The organism is Streptomyces katrae, from assembly GCF_002028425.1.
GTDB classification, from domain to species: Bacteria; Actinomycetota; Actinomycetes; order Streptomycetales; family Streptomycetaceae; genus Streptomyces; species Streptomyces katrae_A.
Window position 1 is genome coordinate 6,219,506 of sequence record NZ_CP020042.1, and the last position, 19,162, is coordinate 6,238,667.

Genomic DNA, 19,162 nt, shown 5'->3' on the forward strand with positions numbered 1-19,162 from the left:
CCCGGCGGCGCCGTCACAGGTCAGCGAGCTCGTCCAGCCGTACCGGGCGCCGCTCCCGGCGGGAGCGCTCGCAGGCCTCCGCGATCCGGAAGGCGGCCAGTGCCTCCCGGCCGTCGCAGGGGTTGTCCCCCTCGCCGCGCACCAGCCGGACGAAGGCAGCCAGCTCGGCCTCGTAGGCGGGGGCGAACCGCTCCAGGAACCCGGTCCACGGCTTGCTCGCCGGGGGCGGGCCGTGCGGCTCCGTCGAGGCGATCGGCGTACGGTCGTCCAGCCCGCAGCAGACCTGGTCCCGCTCCCCGGAGAGCTCCATCCGCACGTCGTAGCCGGCGCCGTTGCAGCGCGTGCCGGTACAGGTCACCAGGGTCCCGTCGGTCAGGGTGAGGACGGCCGCCGCCGTGTCGACGTCGCCGTTCTCGCGGAAGACGGCCGGCCCGGCGTCCGAACCGGCCGCGTACACCTCGGTGACCTCCCGGCCGGTCACCCAGCGCGCCATGTCGAAGTCGTGCACCAGGCAGTCCCGGTACAGGCCCCCGGAGGCGGCGAGGTAGGCGGCGGGCGGCGGCGCCGGGTCGGCGGTCATCGTGCGGACCGTGTGCAGCCGCCCCAGGGCACCCGAACGGACCAGCTCGCGCGCGGTCCGGTAGCCGGCGTCGAAGCGGCGCATGAAGCCCACCTGGAGCACGCCGCCGGCGGCGGCCACCTCGCGCAGCACCGCCAGGGTCCGCTCCAGGCCGGGGGCCAGCGGCTTCTCGCAGAACACCGGCAGCCCGCCGCGCACCGCCCGGACCACGAGGTCGGCGTGGCCCTCGGTCGCACAGGCCACGACCAGCGCGTCCACGCCCCAGGTGAACACCTGGTCGACGGAGGGCGCGGCGGTGGCCCCCAGCCGGTCCGCGAGCCGCGCGGCCCGCCCCGGCTCCGCGTCGGCCAGCAGCAGCGAGCCGGCGTCCGGGAGACGGGCCAGTGCGGCCGCGTGGAAGGACCCGATCCGGCCCGTTCCGATGAGCCCGATGCGCATGCACTCAACGTGACCCCGTAAGGGGGACCTGTCAATCCGCGCCCGCACGCCCCGGTGACCCTTCATGGTCCACTGTGGCGGATACTGGGCGGCTGACACCGGAAATGACCGATTCATGACGGACGAGGGAAGGGCACGGGGACGTGGCTAGGGTTCGGACAGGGGTACGCGTCGTCGGCGCCGTGCTCGCGGCGGTACTGGGGGCCTCCCTCGCCGGCTGCAGCAGCACGGGCGGCAAGCGCGCCGAGGAGCGGGCGAAGGCCGCCGAGGCGGGCCGGCCCGCCGTGTCCACGCCGCGCTGGACCTTCGCGATGGTCACGCACGCGGGCGACGGCGACACCTTCTGGGACATCGTGCAGAAGGGCGCCAAGGAGGCGTCGGCGAAGGACAACATCAACTTCGTCTACTCGCACGACGACCAGGCGCAGCAGCAGGCCCAGTTCGTGCAGAACGCCATCGACCAGAAGGTCGACGGGATCATCGTCAGCCTCGCCAAGCCCGATGCCCTCAAGGACGTCGTCGGCAAGGCCGTGAAGGCCGGCATCCCCGTGATCACGGTCAACTCCGGCTCCGCCCAGTCCGCCGCGTACGGGGCGCTGGCCCACATCGGCCAGGACGAGGAGATCGCCGGCGAGGCCGTCGGCACGGAGATGACCAAGCGGGGCCTGAAGAAGGCGGTCTGCGTCCTGCACGAACAGGGCAACGTGGGCCACGAGCAGCGCTGCGCCGGGGCGAAGAAGACCTTCGGCGGCAGCATGGAGAACCTGTACGTCGAGGGCACCAACATGCCGTCCGTCCAGGCGGCCATCCAGGCCAAGCTCCAGGCCGACCCCTCCGTCGACGGCATCCTCACCCTGGGCGCCCCCTTCGCCCCCACCGCCGTCAAGGCCAAGGAGGCGGCGGGCAGCAAGGCCGAGGTGGACACCTTCGACCTCAACGAGTCCGTCGCCCGCGACCTGAAGTCCGGCGCCCTGGGCTTCGCCGTGGACCAGCAGCCCTACCTCCAGGGGTACGAGGCCGTGGACCTGCTGTGGCTCTACCGCTACAACGGGGACGTGCTCGGCGGCGGCCGCCCGGTGCTGACCGGCCCGCAGATCGTCACCGCGGACCAGGTGGGCAAGCTGGAGCCGTTCATCAAGCGGGGCAGCCGATGAGCGCCGCCGCCCCGGCCGCGGCCGACGAGCGGCTGGCGCCCGTCTCCTACGTGCGCCGGCTGCTGGGCCGCCCCGAGCTGGGCGCGGTCGTCGGCGCCGCCGCCGTCTTCGTCTTCTTCTCCTTCGCCGCCGACAGCTTCCTGCGGGCCTCCAGCCTCAGCACGGTCCTCTACTCGGCCTCCACCATCGGGATCATGGCGGTCCCGGTGGCGCTGCTGATGATCGGCGGGGAGTTCGACCTCTCCGCCGGCGTCATGGTGACCACCTCGGCGCTGTTCAGCTCGATGTTCAGCTACCAGATGACCGCCAACGTCTGGGTGGGCGTCGCGGTGTCCCTGCTGGTCACCCTCGCCCTCGGCTTCTTCAACGGGTTCATGCTGACCCGCACCAAGCTGCCCAGCTTCATCATCACGCTCGGCACCTTCCTGATGCTGACCGGTCTGAACCTCGGCTTCACCAAGCTGATCAGCGGCACCGTCTCCACCAAGACCATCGCCGACATGGAGGGCTTCCCCTCGGCCCGCGCGCTGTTCGCCTCCCAGTGGAACGTCGGCTCGGTCACCCTCAAGGTCACCATCCTGTGGTGGCTGGCCCTGGTCGCCGTCGCCACCTGGATCCTGCTGCGCACCCGCGCCGGGAACTGGATCTTCGCCGTGGGCGGCGGGGCGGACGCGGCCCGCGCCACCGGCGTCCCCGTCGTGAAGACCCGCATCGGCCTCTACATGGGCGTCGCGCTCTGCGCCTGGATCTCCGGGCAGCACATCCTCTTCTCGTTCGACGTCGTCCAGTCGGGGGAGGGCGTCGGCAACGAGTTCCTCTACATCATCGCGGCCGTCATCGGCGGCTGTCTGATGACCGGCGGCTACGGCTCCGCGATCGGCTCGGCCGTCGGCGCGTTCATCTTCGGCATGGCCAGCAACGGCATCGTCTACGCCCAGTGGAACCCCGACTGGTTCAAGTTCTTCCTCGGCGGCATGCTCCTGCTCGCCACGCTGCTCAACGCATGGGTCCGCAAGCGGGCGGAGGCACGGGCATGAGCACACCTCTGGTCAAGCTGACCGGCGTCAGCAAGTACTACGGCAACATCCGCGCCCTGCGCGACGTCTCCCTGGAGGTGTCGGCCGGCGAGATCACCTGCGTCCTCGGCGACAACGGCGCCGGCAAGTCCACCCTCATCAAGATCATCGCGGGGCTGCACCGGCACGACGCCGGAACCTTCGAGATCGAGGGCGAGGAGACCGCCCTGGCCAACCCGCGCGCCGCCCTCGACCGCGGCATCGCCACCGTCTACCAGGACCTCGCCGTCGTCCCCCTGATGCCGGTCTGGCGGAACTTCTTCCTCGGCTCCGAGCCCACCAGGGGCCGCGGCCCCTTCCGCCGCCTCGACGTGGCCCGCATGCGCGAGACCACGCGCGCCGAGCTGCTGCGCATGGGCATCGACCTGCGCGACGTCGACCAGCCGATCGGCACCCTCTCCGGCGGCGAGCGCCAGTGCGTGGCCATCGCCCGCGCCGTCCACTTCGGCGCGAAGGTCCTCGTCCTGGACGAGCCCACCGCCGCGCTCGGCGTCAAGCAGTCCGGCGTGGTCCTCAAGTACGTCGCCGCAGCCCGCGACGCCGGCCTCGGCGTGGTCCTCATCACCCACAACCCGCACCACGCCCACCTGGTCGGGGACCGCTTCGTGCTCCTCAAGCGCGGCACCATGGCGGGCAGCCACACCCGCGACTCGATCACCCTCGAAGAGCTCACCCGGCAGATGGCCGGGGGCTCCGAGCTGGAGGAGCTGAGCCACGAACTGGAGCGGGTGGCAGAATCAGGACCGGACACCCCGTCCGGCTCCACCCCCGCCACCGCCTCCGACAGGGACGACACCACTCGATGACCACCTACCGGGACTTCTCGCTCACCCACCGCGGGTCGGCGCGAGGCACCGTCCTGCGGACCATCGGGACCCGTGAGCGCCGCTCCCACCTGACCGCCCCCCGCGTCCCGACGGTCGGCATCGACATCGGCGGCACCAAGGTGATGGCGGGCGTCGTCGACGCCGACGGGGTGATCCTGGAGAAGATCCGCACCGAGACCCCCGACAAGTCCAAGAGCCCCAAGGTGGTCGAGGACACCATCGTGGAGCTGGTCCTGGACCTCTCCGACCGGCACGACGTGCACGCGGTGGGCATCGGTGCGGCCGGCTGGGTCGACGCCGACCGCTCCCGCGTGCTGTTCGCCCCCCACCTCGCCTGGCGGGACGAGCCCCTGCGCGACGCCCTCCAGTCCCGCCTGGCCGTCCCGGTCATGGTGGACAACGATGCCAACACCGCCGCCTGGGCCGAGTGGCGCTTCGGCGCCGGACGCGGCGAGGACCACCTCGTCATGATCACCCTGGGCACCGGCATCGGCGGGGCCATCCTGGAGGGCGGCCAGGTCAAGCGCGGCCGCTACGGGGTGGCCGGCGAGTTCGGCCACATGCAGGTCGTCCCCGGCGGGCACCGCTGCCCCTGTGGCAACCGCGGCTGCTGGGAGCAGTACAGCTCCGGCAACGCCCTGGTCCGCGAGGCCCGCGAACTGGCCGCCGCCGACTCCCCGGTCGCGTACAACATCATCGCCAGGGTCGGCGGCAACGTCCACGAGATCACCGGACCGCTGATCACCGAGCTGGCCCGCGAGGGCGACGCCATGTGCGTCGAGCTGCTCCAGGACATCGGCCAGTGGCTCGGCGTCGGCATCGCCAACCTCGCCGCCGCCCTCGACCCCTCGTGCTTCGTCATCGGCGGTGGGGTCAGCGCCGCCGACGACCTGCTCATCGGCCCCGCCCGGGACGCCTTCCGGCGCCACCTCACCGGCCGCGGCTACCGCCCCGAGGCCCGCATCGCCAAGGCGCAGCTGGGCCCCGAGGCGGGCATGGTCGGCGCCGCCGACCTCGCCCGGCTGGTCGCCCGCCGCTTCCGGCGCGCCACCCGCCGGCGCGTGGAGCGGTACGAGCGCTACGCGCAGTACGGCCGGCGCGGCGCCGCCGGCCCCGAGGAGCAGGAACAGCAGTGACACCGCCCACCTTGCCCCGCCAGGCCTCCTCGCCCGAGGCCGGCGGCGGCCGGCCGCCCACCGCCGAGGAGCGGCGCCGCACCGTGCGCCGGCGCTGGATCACCGCGCTCATCATCCTGCTGCTCGTCGGCGTCCCGGCCGGCTACCTGGCCATCTCCGCCCAGCAGAGCCGAGAGAGCGGCCGGGACAAGGCCGCGCGGGTCGGCGCCGTCAAGGTCCGCCCGGACTGGCCCTCCAAGGTGCAGCGCAGCATCTACGAGGTGCCGATCCCGCTGATGGCCGCGCACGTCGGCTACCTGGAGACCAACAACTGGCACACCAGCCGGCTGTACGTGCAGTTCCAGGTCAGCCCGGAGCAGCTGGACACCTTCCTGGCCGACGTCGGCACCAGCCGCGGGGCGCTCACCCCCGGGGTCTCGGTCTCCGAGCGCGACGCGCACGTCGCGGGCTGGAGCTGGAGCCCCAGGCACCAGTGGTCCGGGATCACCCTGGAGGCCCCGGACCCGCGCCCGACCCGGGACGTCACCGTGGACTTCACCAACCCCAAGGCCCCCCGCGTCTACGTGGTCTCCACCACCGTTCCCTAACCCCACCGCATAGGGTGGGATCATGAAGCTCACCAAACGGCTGCACTCCTGCGTCCAGTTGGAGAAGGACGGGCTCACGCTCGTCATCGACCCGGGCGCCTTCAGCGAACCGGACGCGGGCCTGGGCGCGGACGCCCTGCTGGTCACCCACGAGCACCCCGACCACTTCGACGAGGGCCGGCTGCGCGCCGCCCTCGACGCGAACCCGGCGGCGGCCCTGTGGACCCTGCGCAGCGTCGCGGAGCGGATGGCCGCCGCCTACCCGGGCCGGGTCCACACCGTCGGCCACGGCGACACCTTCACCGCAGCCGGGTTCCAGGTCCAGGTCCACGGCGAATTGCACGCCGAGATCCACCCGGACATCCCGCGCGTCACCAACGTCGGCTACCTCGTCGAGGGCTCCCTCTTCCACCCCGGCGACGCGCTGACCGTCCCGGGCGCCCCCGTCGACACCCTGATGCTGCCGGTGCACGCCCCCTGGAACAAGATCGCCGAAGTGGTGGACTACGTGCGCGAGGTCAAGCCGCGCCGGGCGATCGACATCCACGACGCCTACCTCGCGGACATCGCCCGGCCGATCTACGACACGGCCCTGGCGAACCTCGGCGGCGCTCCCCACAGCCGCCTCGGGGCCGGAGAGAGCGCCACCGTCTGACTGTCGGTGCCGGGCGGTAGGTTGGTGGACATGCGTATCGCCACGTTCAACGTCAACTCGATCACCGCCCGGCTGCCCCGCCTGCTGGCCTGGCTGGAGTCGTCCGGCACCGACGTGCTCTGCGTCCAGGAGACCAAGTGCACGGCCGAGCAGTTCCCGGCCGAAGCGCTGCGCGAGCTGGGCTACGAGTCGGCCGTCAACGCCACCGGCCGGTGGAACGGCGTCGCCCTGCTGTCCAGGGCCGGGCTGGAGGACGTCGTCGTCGGGCTCCCCGGCGGCCCGGACTACGAGGGCGTGCAGGAGCCCCGGGCCATCTCCGCCACCTGCGGCGGGGTGCGCCTGTGGTCGGTGTACGTGCCCAACGGCCGCGAGGTCGAGCACGACCACTACGGCTACAAGCTGGACTGGTTCCGCGCCCTGACCGCCGCCGTCGCCGAGGACGCGGCCGGCCCCCGCCCCTTCGCGGTGCTCGGCGACTACAACGTGGCCCCCACCGACGAGGACGTGTACGACCCGGCCGTCTTCGAGGGCCTGACCCACGTCACCCCGGCCGAGCGCGCGGCCCTGGAGGCACTGCGCGGCGCCGGCCTGTCCGACGTGGTGCCCCGCCCGCTGAAGTACGACCGCCCGTACACGTACTGGGACTACCGCCAGCTCTGCTTCCCCAAGAACAGGGGCATGCGCATCGACCTGGTCTACGGCAACGAGCCCTTCGCCAAGGCCGTCAAGGACGCCTACGTGGACCGCGAGGAGCGCAAGGGCAAGGGAGCCTCCGACCACGCCCCGGTCGTGGTCGACCTCGATCTCTAGTGCTGTGGCCGGAAAGGTTTGCCGGTTCGCGGTGTCCGGTGCGGTGCATCGCAAGGCGGAGGGCCGCGGCTCGTACTGGACGTACTTGCGCGGCCGACAACGCAGCGAGGTGCCGTACCGGGCGCCGTGAGGCGGTGAACCTTTCCGGTCACAGCACTAGAAGCCTAGGGGATCGGGGCGCGCCCTGTGGCCAGCGGCGCGTCCGGGTGCCAGGCTGGTCGGTATGCGCATCCCCTTCCTGGCCAACTGGCTCCACCGGGACGAGACGGAACAGGGTGCCGTGGGACTGGCCGATGCCCTCGCGGAGGATCCCGAGGGCATCGGCGAGCTGTTCGCGGAGTGCGAGATGCTGCGCGCCCAGGCGAGGGCCGCGGGGCTGGAACTGGACCAGACCCCGGCCTCGTTGGAGGACCTCGACCAGCTGATGCCCCGCTGGCGCCGCGACCCGGAGGCGGTGCCCTGGCTCGGCAACGACGCGGGCTTCTACCTCGGGACCGTGATCGTGCGGACCGTGCCCGGTACCGGCTGGCAGGTCTGGCCCAACGGCCGGCCCGTGATCCGGCTGGCCTCGGGGCGGGAGCTCGACGTGGTCGAGTCGGGGGTTTCCTGGGCGATGACCGGATCACCCGAGCTCAGCCAGGCCTATGCCGAGGCCTCCGAGGGCTGACCGCGAGGCCGTATTAAAGGGCCAATGTACTTTATGTACCTTTCGGGCGTGTCGCGGTGAAGTCCCCTGCGCCGCTGGATAGTTTGCGCTGACCTCGACACACCGACAAGTGGGCAGGGCAGCGCATGGCCGTCGAACCGTTGATCGAGCTGCGGGACGTCAACAAGCACTACGGGGATCTGCACGTCCTCCAGGACATCAACCTCACCGTCGGCCGCGGGGAGGTGGTGGTGATCATCGGCCCGTCAGGCTCCGGGAAGTCCACCCTCTGCCGGACCATCAACCGCCTGGAGACCATCGGCTCCGGCGAGATCCTGCTGGACGGCCGGCCGCTGCCCGCCGAGGGCAAGGAGCTGGCACGGCTGCGGGCCGAGGTCGGCATGGTCTTCCAGTCCTTCAACCTCTTCGCGCACAAGACCGTCCTCGCCAACGTCTCCCTGGCCCAGGTCAAGGTCAGGAAACGGGGCAGGGAGGAGGCCGACAAGCGCTCCCGGGAGCTCCTCGACCGGGTCGGCCTCGCCAGCCAGGCGGAGAAGTTCCCCGCGCAGCTCTCCGGCGGGCAGCAGCAGCGCGTGGCCATCGCCCGCGCCCTGGCCATGAACCCCAAGGCCCTGCTCTTCGACGAGCCCACCTCCGCCCTCGACCCCGAGATGATCAACGAGGTGCTGGAGGTCATGCAGCAGCTCGCCGCCGAGGGCATGACCATGGTCGTGGTCACCCACGAGATGGGCTTCGCCCGCTCCGCCGCGAACCGCGTCGTGTTCATGGCGGACGGCAGGATCGTCGAGGACCGCACCCCGGAGGCGTTCTTCACCGCCCCCGAGAGCGAACGGGCCCGGGACTTCCTCTCCAAGATCCTCAAGCACTGAGGGGCGGCCCGATGAAGCACACCCTGCGCGCCCTCGCCCCGGCCCTCGTCGCCCTGGTCCTCCTCACGGCCGTCTCCGGCTGCGGGAAGAGCGGCAGCCCCCCGGTCAAGGGGCCGCAGCCCGAGGACCTGCCCGTCTACCACGTGGACACCGGCTTCACCCTGCCCGCCTCACCCACCTGGGAGAAGGCGAAGCGGCGCGGCCACCTGGTGGTCGGGGCCAAGGAGGACCAGCCGTACATGGGGGAGAAGGACCCCGCCACCGGCCGGTACTCCGGCTTCGACATCGAGATCGCCAAGATGATGTCCGCCTCGCTCGGCTTCGACCCCAAGACGATCGAGTTCAAGACCATCGCCTCCGCCAACCGCGAGACCGCCCTGCAGAACGGTCAGATCGACTACTACGTGGGCACCTACACGATCAACGACAAGCGCAGGAAGCAGGTCGGCTTCGCCGGGCCCTACTTCATGGCCGGCCAGTCCCTGCTGGTCCGCCGGAACGAGAAGGACATCAAGGGCCCCCAGGACCTCGCCGGCAAACGGGTCTGCTCGGCCGCCGGCTCCACCCCGTACCAGCGCCTCCAGAGCGAGTACCCCAGGGCGGTGCTCGTCGCCTACGACACCTACTCGGTCTGCGTGGACAACCTGCTGACCTACCAGGTCGACGCCGTCTCCACCGACGACTCCATCCTCCTCGGCTACGCCGCCAAGGTCCCCGAAGAACTCAAGGTCGTCGGCAAGCCCTTCTCCCAGGAGCCCTACGGCATCGGCGTCCCCCGCTCCGACAACGCCCTGCGCTTCGCCCTCGACGACGCCCTGGCCGCGCACGAGAAGAACGGCGACTGGAAGAAGGCCTACGAGGCCACCCTCGGCCTCTCCGGCCAGCCCGCCCCGAAACCGCCCGCCATCGACCGCTACCCCGCGGGCTGAGGGGAGAGCGCACCACCATGCACGTACTCACCGAGAACTTCGCGCTCTACGGCAAGGGTTTCCTCGGCACCGTCGAGCTCACCGTCTACGCCTCGCTGCTCGCCCTGGTCCTCGGCTTCCTGATGGCCTCCTTCCGCGTCGCGCCCGTCGGCTCCTTCCGGGTCTTCGGCACGGTCTGGGTGACCGTGCTGCGCAACACCCCGCTGACCCTGCTGTTCTTCGCCGTGCTGCTGGGCCTGCCGCGCTTCGGGCTGGTCCTGCCGTTCCAGCTCTTCGCCGTCCTGGCGCTCGGCTGCTACACCTCGGCCTTCATCTGCGAGGCCCTGCGCTCCGGTATCAACACCGTGCCCAAGGGGCAGGGGGAGGCCGCCCGCAGCCTGGGGATGACCTTCGGCCAGACCCTGGGCACGGTCGTGCTGCCGCAGGCCTTCCGCTCCGTCATCCCGCCCATCGGCTCCACCCTGATCGCCCTCGCCAAGAACTCGGCCATCGCCGGCGCCTTCAGCGTCACCGAGCTGCTGGGCACGTACAAGACCCTCAACGAGCTGGGCTACAGCATCATCTGGACCTTCGTCTGGATCGCCGTCGGCTACCTGATCATCACCCTGTCCATCAGCGCGCTCTTCAACGTGCTGGAGAAGCGCTACGGAGTCGCCCGATGACCGCGCACGCGCTGCACGGGGACCAGCAGTCCACCGCCCTCTACGACCTGCCCGGTCCGGGCACCCTGCGCCGCCACTTCCTCTACGGGATCGTCTCGACGGTGGTGATCCTCGGTCTGCTCGCCTGGATCCTCTACCTGCTCTTCGACACCCACCAGTTCACCGCCGCCAAGTGGCGCCCCTTCGCCTACGAGGGCATCCAGGACCTGCTGCTCAAGGGGCTGGGCAACACGCTCAAGGCCTTCGTGTACGCCTCGGTGCTCTCGCTGGTGCTCGGCGCGGTGCTGGCCACGGGCCGGCTCTCGGTGCACCGGCCGGTGCGCTGGGTGGCCACGCTCTGCGTGGAGTTCTTCCGGGCCATGCCCGTGCTGGTGATGATCTTCTTCATCTTCGTCGCGCTGAAGGTGCAGCCGCTGCCCGCCCTGGTGGCGGGGCTGACCCTGTACAACGGCTCGGTGCTGGCCGAGGTCTTCCGTACGGGCATCAACTCCGTCGAGCGGGGGCAGCGCGAGGCCGCGTACGCGCTCGGCATGCGCAAGACGCAGGTGATGACCTTCGTCCTGGCACCGCAGGCGGTCCGGGCCATGCTGCCGGCGATCATCAGCCAGCTGGTGGTGGCCCTGAAGGACACCTCGCTCGGCTTCCTGATCACCTACGAGGAGTTCCTGCACGCGGGCAAGCTGATCGCCTCCAACCTGGACTACGACCTGCCGTTCATCCCCGTCGTGATGATCATCTCGCCGATCTACATCGGGATGTGCATGCTGCTGTCCTGGCTGGCCACCTGGGTGGCCCGGCGGGAGCGGCGCAGCCTCAAGACCAGGGCAGTCGAGGTCGCCCCCGCCGAGCCGGGGCCGGTGCTGCCGGGGAGGTAGACGCGCGGCCCCCCGGCGGCAGCCCGCGATCACTGCTCGCGCAGCGGCACCGAGACGTACGAGGGGTCGGTGCGCGGCGAGGAGAAGGTCAGCTGCGCGCCGGTGGGGTTGTGCTCGATGTAGAGGGGGTCGACCGTGTCGACGACGAGGGCGAGCCGGTGGCCCCCGGGCACGTCGTAGGCGGTGGAGAAGAGGTCCAGGTCCACGCCGAAGGACTGTCCGGGGGTCTTCCCGTGGAAGGTGTACGGGGCGTTGCTGACCAGTTTGCCGAGGCCGAGCGGGCCGACGTCGTAGAGGTAGGCGACGAAGGTCCCGTCGCCCTTGGTGGGGGTGACGGTGGTGTGCAGGCGGACGGTGCCGCGCACGCGGCGCTCCCGCTCGTAGCGCGGGGACTGCCAGACGGCGGCGAAGGCGCGCGGCAGCAGCGGGACGGAGACGACCGGGGGAGCCTTGGCGAACTGGTCGAGGACGCTGGACAGGAGGACGATCCCGCCGTCGGCGCCGGAGTCGACGTTGGCCCAGACGTGTTCGCTGCCGTCGAGCGGGATCCTCTCTTCGCCGCCGGAGCCGACCGACTTCCAGTCGGGGTAGTCCTCGTAGCCGCCGGTGCTGCGGGACGTGATCCGGACGGGGGGCTCGGTGTCCACCCCGTTGCGTTCGCCCTTGAGGTAGCGGTCGAACCAGCGGTGGGCGTCGGTCCAGGTGTCGTTGGGCAGTCCGAACAGGCCGGTCGCCTCGGCGGTGGCGTGGTCGCCGGGGCGGAACTCCAGGCGCTTGGGACCGGTGAGCTTCTCGAAGAACTCCGCGTACTGGTTGGGCGGGAAGACGGTGTCGCCCCAGGCGTTGCCCAGCATGACGGCCGCGCCGTTGGCGTTGATCCGGTCGACCTGCCCGGCGGCGGAGCGCTTCCTGCCCCAGTCGATCATCGCCTGCTCGTTCTCCAGCCGGGAGCCGAGGAAGTCGCCGAGGACCTGCTGGAGTTCGGGCCCGGGCCGGCCGGTGAGGTAGCCCGCCGCGCCGAGCAGCCCGGCGGCCTGGAGGTGCTGGGTGCGGCCGGAGTAGATGGACTCGATGAGGTCGGCCCAGCCGCTGAGGGCGACCACCGCCTTGACGCGGGGGTCGTGGGCGGCGGCCAGGAGGCTGATGCCCGCGGCGTACGAGACCCCGCCCAGGCCCACGTGGTCCGGGTCGGCGGGGGTGTGGGCGAGGGCCCAGTCGATGACGGCGGAGACGTCCGCGACGTCGGCCGGGCCGGCCGTCTCGATCTGGCCGCCGGAGAGCCAGAAACCGCGCGAGGTGTAACTCACCACGGTGTAGCCGGAGTCGGCCAGCTGCCTGGCCTGGGCTACGTACTCGACCTGCGGCAGGCCCCAGCTGGTGGGGAGGACGATCAGCGGGTACGTGCGGCCCGGCGCGGCACCGGCCGGGGTGAAGACGTTGCCCTTGAGGGTGATGCCGCCGGAGCCGGGGATGTCGTGGAAGCGGACCTCCGGCGACGCCTGCGGGGAGGACTGCGGGGCGGCTGCGGGGGCCGCCTGGGCCTGGTGGGGGGCCAGGCCCAGGGCGGTGGCCGCGAGCAGGGCGGCCGCTGCCGCTGCGGTGTGGGGGCGGGCTCTCATCGAACGCTCCTCGCGTGCGCCGGTGTCCGAAAGTGACCCGACAGTAACGGGAGGGGCTTACTCAAGGTAACCCGCCAGTAAGTTACGTGGCGGTAACAATTGGTGGAACGTCAGGTCCGTACGGATCCGCAGGCGTCCGCCCCGCGACCGCGCCGGGCCGCCGTCAGCCCGCCTGGGTGGCTCCGGTCAGCGCGCTCTTGGCCTTCCACTGGTCCCAGGGCAGGTTCCACTCGCCGTAGCCGTTGCCGAGCTCCGCCTTGCCCTTCGAGCCGCTGCCGACCACCTCCAGGGGGTCGCCCGGCTGCGCCTGCTCGTAGACGGCCTTGGCGTTGGCGTCGCTCATCCCCACGCAGCCGGAACTGGTGTTGGCGTGGCCGAAGTTGTCGGCGTTCCAGGGGGCGGCGTGCACGTACATGCCCGACCAGGTCAGCCGCATCGAGTAGTCGACCATCTTGTTGTAGGCGTTGCCGAGGCCCACCGTCTGGGAGTCCATCAGGATGGTGCCCTCCTTCGCCATCAGCACCATCTTCCCGGACCAGGAGGCCTTCTCGCCGCCCGGAGTGCCCGCCGAGACGGGAACCGTCTTGACGACCTGGCCGTCCTCGGTGATGGCCATCTTCTTGGTGTCGAGGCTGACCTCCATCCGGCGGTCCTTGCCTATCTTGAACTCGGTGGTGTAATCGCGGGCGAAGAGCCCGCTGCCGGCGCCGGAGTCCACGCCGTTCAGGTTCATTTCCACCTTCACGTCGGTGCCGGACTTCCAGTAGTCCTTGGGACGCCAGTCCACCCGGTCGTTGCCGGAATAGTCCTTGACCCAGCCCCAGGAACCCTCGGTGTTGTTCGAGGTGGTCACCTTCAGCTGCTTCTCGACCTCGGCCTTGTTCTTCACCGGATTGTCGAAGACCAGCGAGACGGGCATCGCGACCCCGACCGTGCTGCCCTTCGGGATGTTGATGGAGACCTTGTTCACCTTGTCGGCGGCCGAGGTCTTGAACTGCGTGCCCGCGCTCTGGCTGTCGGTGCTCTGCGCCTCGACCTTGTAGTCCGTGTTCGGTGCGGCGTTGCGGCCCGAGGTCCAGCTCTTGCCGTCGGAGGCGATCTGCCCGGCCAGCTCCCCGCCCTTGCCGTCCGTCACCTTCACCTGGGCCAGCTTGCCGTCGGCGATGGTCACCTTGACCGGCTCACCCGACTTGACCTGGCCGTCCGTCAGGTTCACCGAAACGGCCATGGGGGCCTTGTTCTTCGCGTCCGCGGCCTTGCCGCCGCCGTCCGCACCGTCGCCGGAGCCGCCCGAGCAGGCGGTCAGCGCGGCGGCCAGCAGCGCGGTGCCGGCGAGCGCGGCATGGCGGACCCGGCGGCGCGGGAGTGCGGTACGGCGTGAGCGGCTCAAGGAAAATCCCTCCGAAGCAATGGTCGTCCACAAGGAAGGAGTGAACGGGACGACTTTAGGTTGCGCATTCTCCGGAAAAGGCCGCCCTTCCTGTTGTGACATGGGCCGCAGCGAAACGGTTGCCGAACGGTCACATTCCGCTTAGGTGCGGGCCGGTGGCCGGTTCTCAGAGTCCGTGTCCGAAAGCCGTACGGCTCGGAAAAAGGACCTTCGGCTCTGCGGAAAGGGCCGTACGGCACCTGACAGAAGGGAATTCCCGGGGCCCGGACCGCCGCCCGGCGCGGGGTACCCTCCCCCTTCGAACCCCGCACGCCCGAACCCCTGGGAGACCGCCCGTGACAGCCACCGACACCAGGCCGGACGCGGCAGACCACCCGGCCCCGGCGAAAGCCTCGGTGCTGCGCAGCGGCGCCGTCATGGCCGCCGGCTCCGTCGTCTCCCGCGCCACCGGGTTCGTCCGCTCCGCCGTGGTCCTCGCCGCGCTGGGCACCGCGTTCCTCGGCGACGGCTACGCCGTCGCCAACACCGTCCCGAACATCATCTACATGCTGCTCATAGGCGGCGCGCTCAACGCCGTCTTCGTCCCCGAGCTGGTTCGCGCCGCCAGGGAACACCGGGACGGCGGCGCCGCGTACACCGACCGGCTGCTGACCGCCTGCACCGTGGCGCTCCTCGCGCTCACCGCCGTCGCCGTACTCGCCGCACCGCTGGTCGTCGACGCGTACACCCCCTCCTCCTACACGGCCGCGGAGCGGAACACGGTCATCGCCCTCGCCCGCTTCTGCCTGCCGCAGATCCTCTTCTACGGTCTGTTCACCCTGCTCGGCCAGGTACTGGGCGCCCGAAGCCGGTTCGGCGCGATGATGTGGACCCCGGTCCTCAACAACCTCGTGATCATCGCCGTCTTCGGCTGGTTCCTGCACGCCTCCGGCGGCGGCCGGGACGGCCTCACCGCCGCCGAGACCCGGCTGCTCGGCCTCGGCACCACCGCCGGCATCGTCATCCAGGCCCTCGCCCTGGTCCCCGCCCTGCGCGCCGCCCGCTTCCGCTGGCGCCCCCGCTTCGACTGGCGCGGCAGCGGCCTCACCCGCCCCCTGCGCAACGCGGGCTGGCTGGTCATGCTCGTGCTCACCAACCAGTTCGCCTACTGGGTGGTGACCAGCCTCTCCACCACCGTCCAGGACCAGCCGGGCGGCGCCGGCTTCGGCTACGCCGCATACAGCAGCGCCTACCAGCTGTGGATCGTCCCGCAGGGCATCATCACCGTCTCCCTGGTCACCGCCCTCATGCCCCGGATGAGCTCGGCCGCGGCCGCGGGCGACCTCGGCGCCGTCCGCGAGGACGTCTCCTACGCCCTGCGCTCCAGCGCCGCCCTCGTCCTGCCCGCCGCCACCCTCTTCGCCGCGCTCGCCCCCTGGGTGATGGACTGCGTCTCCGGATACGGATCCGTCACCACCGAGGGCGTCGCCGCCATGGCGGGCATGCTCACGGCCTTCGCCCCCGGCCTGGTCGCCTACTCCGCCCAGTACGTGCTCGCCCGCGGCTTCTACGCCCTCTCCGACACCCGCACCCCCTTCTTCCTCAACCTGGTCATCGTCGCCCTCAACGCCGGCCTCTCCTACGCCGCCTACCTGCTGCTGCCCGCCCGCTGGGCGGTCACCGGCATGGCCGCCGCCACCTCCCTCGCCTTCATCGGCGGCGCCGCCGTTACCGCCCGCACCCTCTCCCGCCGGCTCGGCCCGCGCCCCGGCCCCCGCGGCGCCACCGCACTGCGCACCCACCTGCGCCTGCTCGCCGCCTGCCTGCCGGCCGCCGCCGCCGGCTACGGGGCCGCCCGCTCCGCCGACGGCCTCGGCGCGTTCGCCGCGACCGGGGCGGGAACCGCGGCGCTCGCCCTGGTCGTCGTACTCCTCGCCAGGCCCCTGCGCCTGACGGAGATCACCGACCTGCTGGACTCCCTGCGCCGCAAGACCGGCCGATAGCGGGAGGAAAGGCGGCAGAACACCTTGGGATACTGGACCGGATGCCACGCGTACTGCTGATCGAGGACGACCCTTCCATCCGGGAAGGAGTCGCCCTCGGCCTGCGCCGCAGGGGACACGAGGTCAGATCCGCCGGCACCGGGGAGGAAGGCCTCGCCCTGCTGGGCGCCTTCCACCCCGAGCTCGTCCTGCTCGACCTGATGCTCCCCGGGATCAACGGAGTCCAGGTCTGCCGCCGGATCCGCGAGGACAGCCTCGTCCCGGTCATCATGCTCACCGCGCGCGGCGACGACTTCGACGTCGTCGTCGGCCTGGAGGCCGGGGCCGACGACTACATCGTCAAACCCGCCCGCACCGCCATCATCGAAGCCCGCGTCCGCGCCGTCCTGCGCCGCCGCCCCGCGCCCGGCGGCGGCCTCGGCGTCGAACGGCACGGCGAGCTCACCGTCGACCGAGCCGGCCTGACCGTCTCCCGGAACGGCGAACGGCTCGCCCTCGCCCCCAGCGAGATCAAACTGCTGCTCCACCTGTCGGCCGCCCCGGAACAGGTCTTCTCCCGCCAGCAACTGCTGGAGGGCGTGTGGGAGCACAGCTACCACGCCGACGCCCGGCTGGTGGACGCCTGCGTCCGCCGGCTGCGCCACAAGATCGAGGACCCCGCCCACGGCCCCCGCTACATACAGACGGTGCGGGGCTTCGGCTACCGCTTCGGGCCGCTCTAGGAGACCCCTGTGCCCAGCCGCGCGCCGTTCGGCCTGCGCACCCGCCTGATCGCCGCGTTCCTCCTGGTCGCCGCGATCTGCGCGGTCAGCACCGCCGCCCTCACCTACCGGCAGGCGCGCAGCGCCGTCCTCACCCAGAGCCAGGACACCGCCGTCAGCACCCTGCGCGACCAGCTGGAGGCCGTGGCCCTGACCCTCCCGCTGGACCAGCGCCAGCTCCAGCGCGTCGTCGACGACGTCGGCAGACGCGGCAAACCCCACCCCTGGGTGGTCTTCGGCGAGTACGGCACCCTGCGCGCCACCTCCGCCGACCTCGGCTCACCCGTCTCCGACGTCCTCACCGACACCCTGCGCACCCAGGTGTCCTCCCACCCCCACGGGGCCTTCCAGCGGGTCACCGACGACCGCGGCGAGCCCTACCTGACCATCGGCATGCCCGCCGTCTTCCTCCACAACGGCGCCCGCGAGGCCACCGGAGCCGTGCTCTACGCCGTCATGCCGCTCTCCACCGAACAGCAGACCGTCGACGCCATGGTCCAGGCCGCCAAGCAGGGCGCCGTCCCCGGCCTGGCCATCTCGGTCGTCCCCGCCCTCCTCGCCGCGCGCAGCGTCCTGCGGCCCGTGCGCGACATGCGCCGCGCCGCCCAGAACCTGGGCCGCGGCCGCCTCGACACCCGGATCGAGGTCCGCGGCGCCGACGAACTGGCCGGCCTCGCCCGCACCTTCAACGAGACCGCGGGAGCCCTGGAGGAGTCGGTGGCCGAACTGCGGGAGGCCGAAGCCCGGGCCCGCCGGTTCGCCGCCGACGTCTCCCACGAACTGCGCACCCCGCTCGCCGGGATGCTCGCCGTCACCGAGGTCCTCGACGAGGACGCCGAACAGCTCGACCCCGACACGGCCAAGGCGCTGCGGCTGATCAGCGCCGAGACCGGCAAACTCGCCGTGCTCGTCGAGGACCTGATGGAGATCTCCCGCTTCGACGCCCGCGCCGCCGGGCTCAACCTCGACGACGTGGACGTGGCCGAGGCCGTGGGCAAGACACTCCAGCGCCGCCACTGGGACGACGGACGGGTCACCACCGACCTGCCCGACGGGGTGCGGGCCCGCCTCGATCCCCGCCGCTTCGACGTGGTCCTCGCCAACCTGGTCGGCAACGCGCTGCGGCACGGCGCCGCCCCCGTGCGGGTCGCCGTGCGCACCGCGTCCGCGCCGGAGGGGGAGCGGCTGGTCGTGGAGGTCGCCGACAGCGGGCCCGGCATCGGCGCCGAGGTGCTGCCGCACATCTTCGACCGCTTCTTCAAGGCCGACGCCGCCCGCACCCGCTCCGCCGGGAGCGGCCTCGGCCTCGCGATCAGCCTGGAGAACGTCCGGCTGCACGGCGGCACCCTGAGCGCCGCCAACGCCCCGGAGGGGGCGGACGGCTTCGGGGGAGCGGTGTTCACCCTCGACATGCCGCTGGAGGCCGCCCCGTGAGCCCGCCGCTGCGGCGCCCGGCCGTGACCGCCGCCCTGCTGGGCCCGCTGCTCGCGGCCACCGCCTGCGGGATCAAGCCCACCGGGGTCGTGGAGAGCGGCGCCGCCGCACGGGTGGCCGTCGCGCGGGCCGGAGCCGCCACGGCCTACTTCGTCACCCCCGACGGGGGTCTGGCCCCGGCGCCGCAGCCCGAGTACACCCAGGGCGGGCCCCGGGGCAGCGTGATCGGGCTGCTGCGCGGGCCCGGCCCGGCGGAGCAGGACGCGGGGCTGCGCACGCGGGTACCCGTGCTGGGGGAGGAGGCGGCCGAGGGCGGGGTGAGCGTGACGGTCACCGACCGGCTGGAGGTGAGCCTGCCCTTCCCCGTCGCCGGCCTCGACCCGCTGGGCCGCCGCCAGTTGGTGTGCAGCGCCCTGTCCACGGTGGACCCGCTGTACGAGGTGACCCTCCGCGGCACCGACACGTCCCTGGACCCGGCCCGCTGCGACGCGGGGCGCTGAACGGCGGCCGGCCGGGCACCGCCCCGCGACACCGACCGCCGGCCGCGACCGCCCCCTGCCGGCCGCGACCCCCCCTGCCGACCGCGCCCCCCTGCCGACCGCGCCCCCCTGCCGACCGCGCCCCCCTGCCGGCCGCGCCCCCCCTGCCGGGCGCGGGCGTCACCCGCCGCGCGCGGGCGGTCCGCGACGCCGGCCGTCCCGCGAAGCCGGT

General features: G+C 71.9%; 19 protein-coding genes. 16 read left to right on the top strand and 3 right to left on the bottom strand.

Going from position 1 to position 19,162, the window contains the following annotated elements; translation table 11 throughout:
- Positions 1-13 precede the first annotated feature (13 nt).
- Positions 14-1,018, bottom strand: a complete 1,005-nt coding sequence (locus B4U46_RS28180) for a Gfo/Idh/MocA family oxidoreductase (protein ID WP_079430445.1) — start codon at positions 1,016-1,018, stop codon at positions 14-16.
- Positions 1,019-1,161: 143 nt separating this feature from the next.
- On the opposite strand from B4U46_RS28180, the gene B4U46_RS28185 reads away from it, so the two are divergent.
- The 12 genes from B4U46_RS28185 (at position 1,162) to B4U46_RS28240 (ending at position 11,265) form a co-directional block, all read left to right on the top strand.
- On the top strand, positions 1,162-2,172 hold the full coding sequence (locus B4U46_RS28185) for a sugar ABC transporter substrate-binding protein (RefSeq protein ID WP_079430447.1): 1,011 nt from the start codon (positions 1,162-1,164) through the stop codon (positions 2,170-2,172).
- Positions 2,169-3,209 carry an ABC transporter permease gene (locus B4U46_RS28190; protein WP_079430449.1) on the top strand — a complete coding sequence of 347 codons (1,041 nt, stop codon included), beginning with the start codon at positions 2,169-2,171 and terminating at the stop codon, positions 3,207-3,209. The genes B4U46_RS28185 and B4U46_RS28190 overlap by 4 nt, the downstream gene beginning before the upstream one ends.
- The gene (locus B4U46_RS28195) at positions 3,206-4,054 is read left to right on the top strand and encodes an ATP-binding cassette domain-containing protein (protein WP_237293148.1); all 849 of its coding nucleotides are present in this window, start codon (positions 3,206-3,208) and stop codon (positions 4,052-4,054) included. Before B4U46_RS28190 ends, B4U46_RS28195 begins: the two co-directional genes overlap by 4 nt.
- The gene (locus tag B4U46_RS28200) at positions 4,051-5,211 is read left to right on the top strand and encodes an ROK family glucokinase (RefSeq protein ID WP_079430451.1); all 1,161 of its coding nucleotides are present in this window, start codon (positions 4,051-4,053) and stop codon (positions 5,209-5,211) included. The genes B4U46_RS28195 and B4U46_RS28200 overlap by 4 nt, the downstream gene beginning before the upstream one ends.
- Positions 5,208-5,798 (top strand): hypothetical protein, encoded by a 591-nt coding sequence (locus B4U46_RS28205; protein ID WP_079430453.1) that lies wholly within the window; start codon positions 5,208-5,210, stop codon positions 5,796-5,798. The genes B4U46_RS28200 and B4U46_RS28205 overlap by 4 nt, the downstream gene beginning before the upstream one ends.
- A 22-nt stretch (positions 5,799-5,820) precedes the next feature.
- Entirely contained in the window at positions 5,821-6,453 is a 633-nt protein-coding gene (locus B4U46_RS28210; RefSeq protein WP_079430455.1) for an MBL fold metallo-hydrolase, read from the top strand.
- A gap of 30 nt (positions 6,454-6,483) precedes the next feature.
- Complete coding sequence (locus B4U46_RS28215) at positions 6,484-7,263, top strand: exodeoxyribonuclease III (protein ID WP_079430456.1); 780 nt, start codon at positions 6,484-6,486, stop codon at positions 7,261-7,263.
- Positions 7,264-7,486: 223 nt separating this feature from the next.
- Positions 7,487-7,930, top strand: a complete 444-nt coding sequence (locus B4U46_RS28220; RefSeq protein ID WP_079430458.1) for a DUF6278 family protein — start codon at positions 7,487-7,489, stop codon at positions 7,928-7,930.
- 125 nt (positions 7,931-8,055) lie between these two features.
- Positions 8,056-8,799 carry an amino acid ABC transporter ATP-binding protein gene (locus tag B4U46_RS28225; protein ID WP_079430459.1) on the top strand — a complete coding sequence of 248 codons (744 nt, stop codon included), beginning with the start codon at positions 8,056-8,058 and terminating at the stop codon, positions 8,797-8,799.
- A gap of 11 nt (positions 8,800-8,810) precedes the next feature.
- Positions 8,811-9,728 carry a glutamate ABC transporter substrate-binding protein gene (locus B4U46_RS28230; protein ID WP_079430460.1) on the top strand — a complete coding sequence of 306 codons (918 nt, stop codon included), beginning with the start codon at positions 8,811-8,813 and terminating at the stop codon, positions 9,726-9,728.
- A 17-nt stretch (positions 9,729-9,745) separates the two neighbouring features.
- A complete protein-coding gene (locus B4U46_RS28235; RefSeq protein ID WP_079430461.1) occupies positions 9,746-10,390 on the top strand; it encodes an amino acid ABC transporter permease in 645 nt (214 codons plus the stop codon).
- Entirely contained in the window at positions 10,387-11,265 is an 879-nt protein-coding gene (locus B4U46_RS28240) for an amino acid ABC transporter permease (RefSeq protein WP_079430463.1), read from the top strand. Before B4U46_RS28235 ends, B4U46_RS28240 begins: the two co-directional genes overlap by 4 nt.
- A 29-nt stretch (positions 11,266-11,294) precedes the next feature.
- Here B4U46_RS28240 and B4U46_RS28245 read toward each other — a convergent pair whose 3' ends face one another.
- A complete protein-coding gene (locus tag B4U46_RS28245; protein WP_079430464.1) occupies positions 11,295-12,884 on the bottom strand; it encodes an alpha/beta fold hydrolase in 1,590 nt (529 codons plus the stop codon).
- Positions 12,885-13,047: 163 nt separating this feature from the next.
- Positions 13,048-14,274 (bottom strand): L,D-transpeptidase, encoded by a 1,227-nt coding sequence (locus B4U46_RS28250; protein WP_237293149.1) that lies wholly within the window; start codon positions 14,272-14,274, stop codon positions 13,048-13,050.
- Between the two features lie 335 nt (positions 14,275-14,609).
- Here B4U46_RS28250 and murJ point away from each other — a divergent pair, with 335 nt between their 5' ends.
- Genes murJ through B4U46_RS36760 form a run of 4 tightly spaced genes read left to right on the top strand, consistent with a single transcriptional unit; the run spans position 14,610 to position 18,951 of the window.
- Positions 14,610-16,256 carry a murein biosynthesis integral membrane protein MurJ gene (gene murJ, locus B4U46_RS28255; protein WP_079430467.1) on the top strand — a complete coding sequence of 549 codons (1,647 nt, stop codon included), beginning with the start codon at positions 14,610-14,612 and terminating at the stop codon, positions 16,254-16,256.
- Between the two features lie 41 nt (positions 16,257-16,297).
- Positions 16,298-16,978, top strand: a complete 681-nt coding sequence (locus tag B4U46_RS28260) for a response regulator transcription factor (RefSeq protein ID WP_079430468.1) — start codon at positions 16,298-16,300, stop codon at positions 16,976-16,978.
- 9 nt (positions 16,979-16,987) lie between these two features.
- Entirely contained in the window at positions 16,988-18,451 is a 1,464-nt protein-coding gene (locus B4U46_RS28265) for a sensor histidine kinase (RefSeq protein ID WP_079430469.1), read from the top strand.
- Positions 18,448-18,951, top strand: coding sequence for a hypothetical protein (locus B4U46_RS36760; protein WP_107438329.1), 504 nt, complete (start codon positions 18,448-18,450; stop codon positions 18,949-18,951). The genes B4U46_RS28265 and B4U46_RS36760 overlap by 4 nt, the downstream gene beginning before the upstream one ends.
- Positions 18,952-19,162 lie beyond the last annotated feature (211 nt).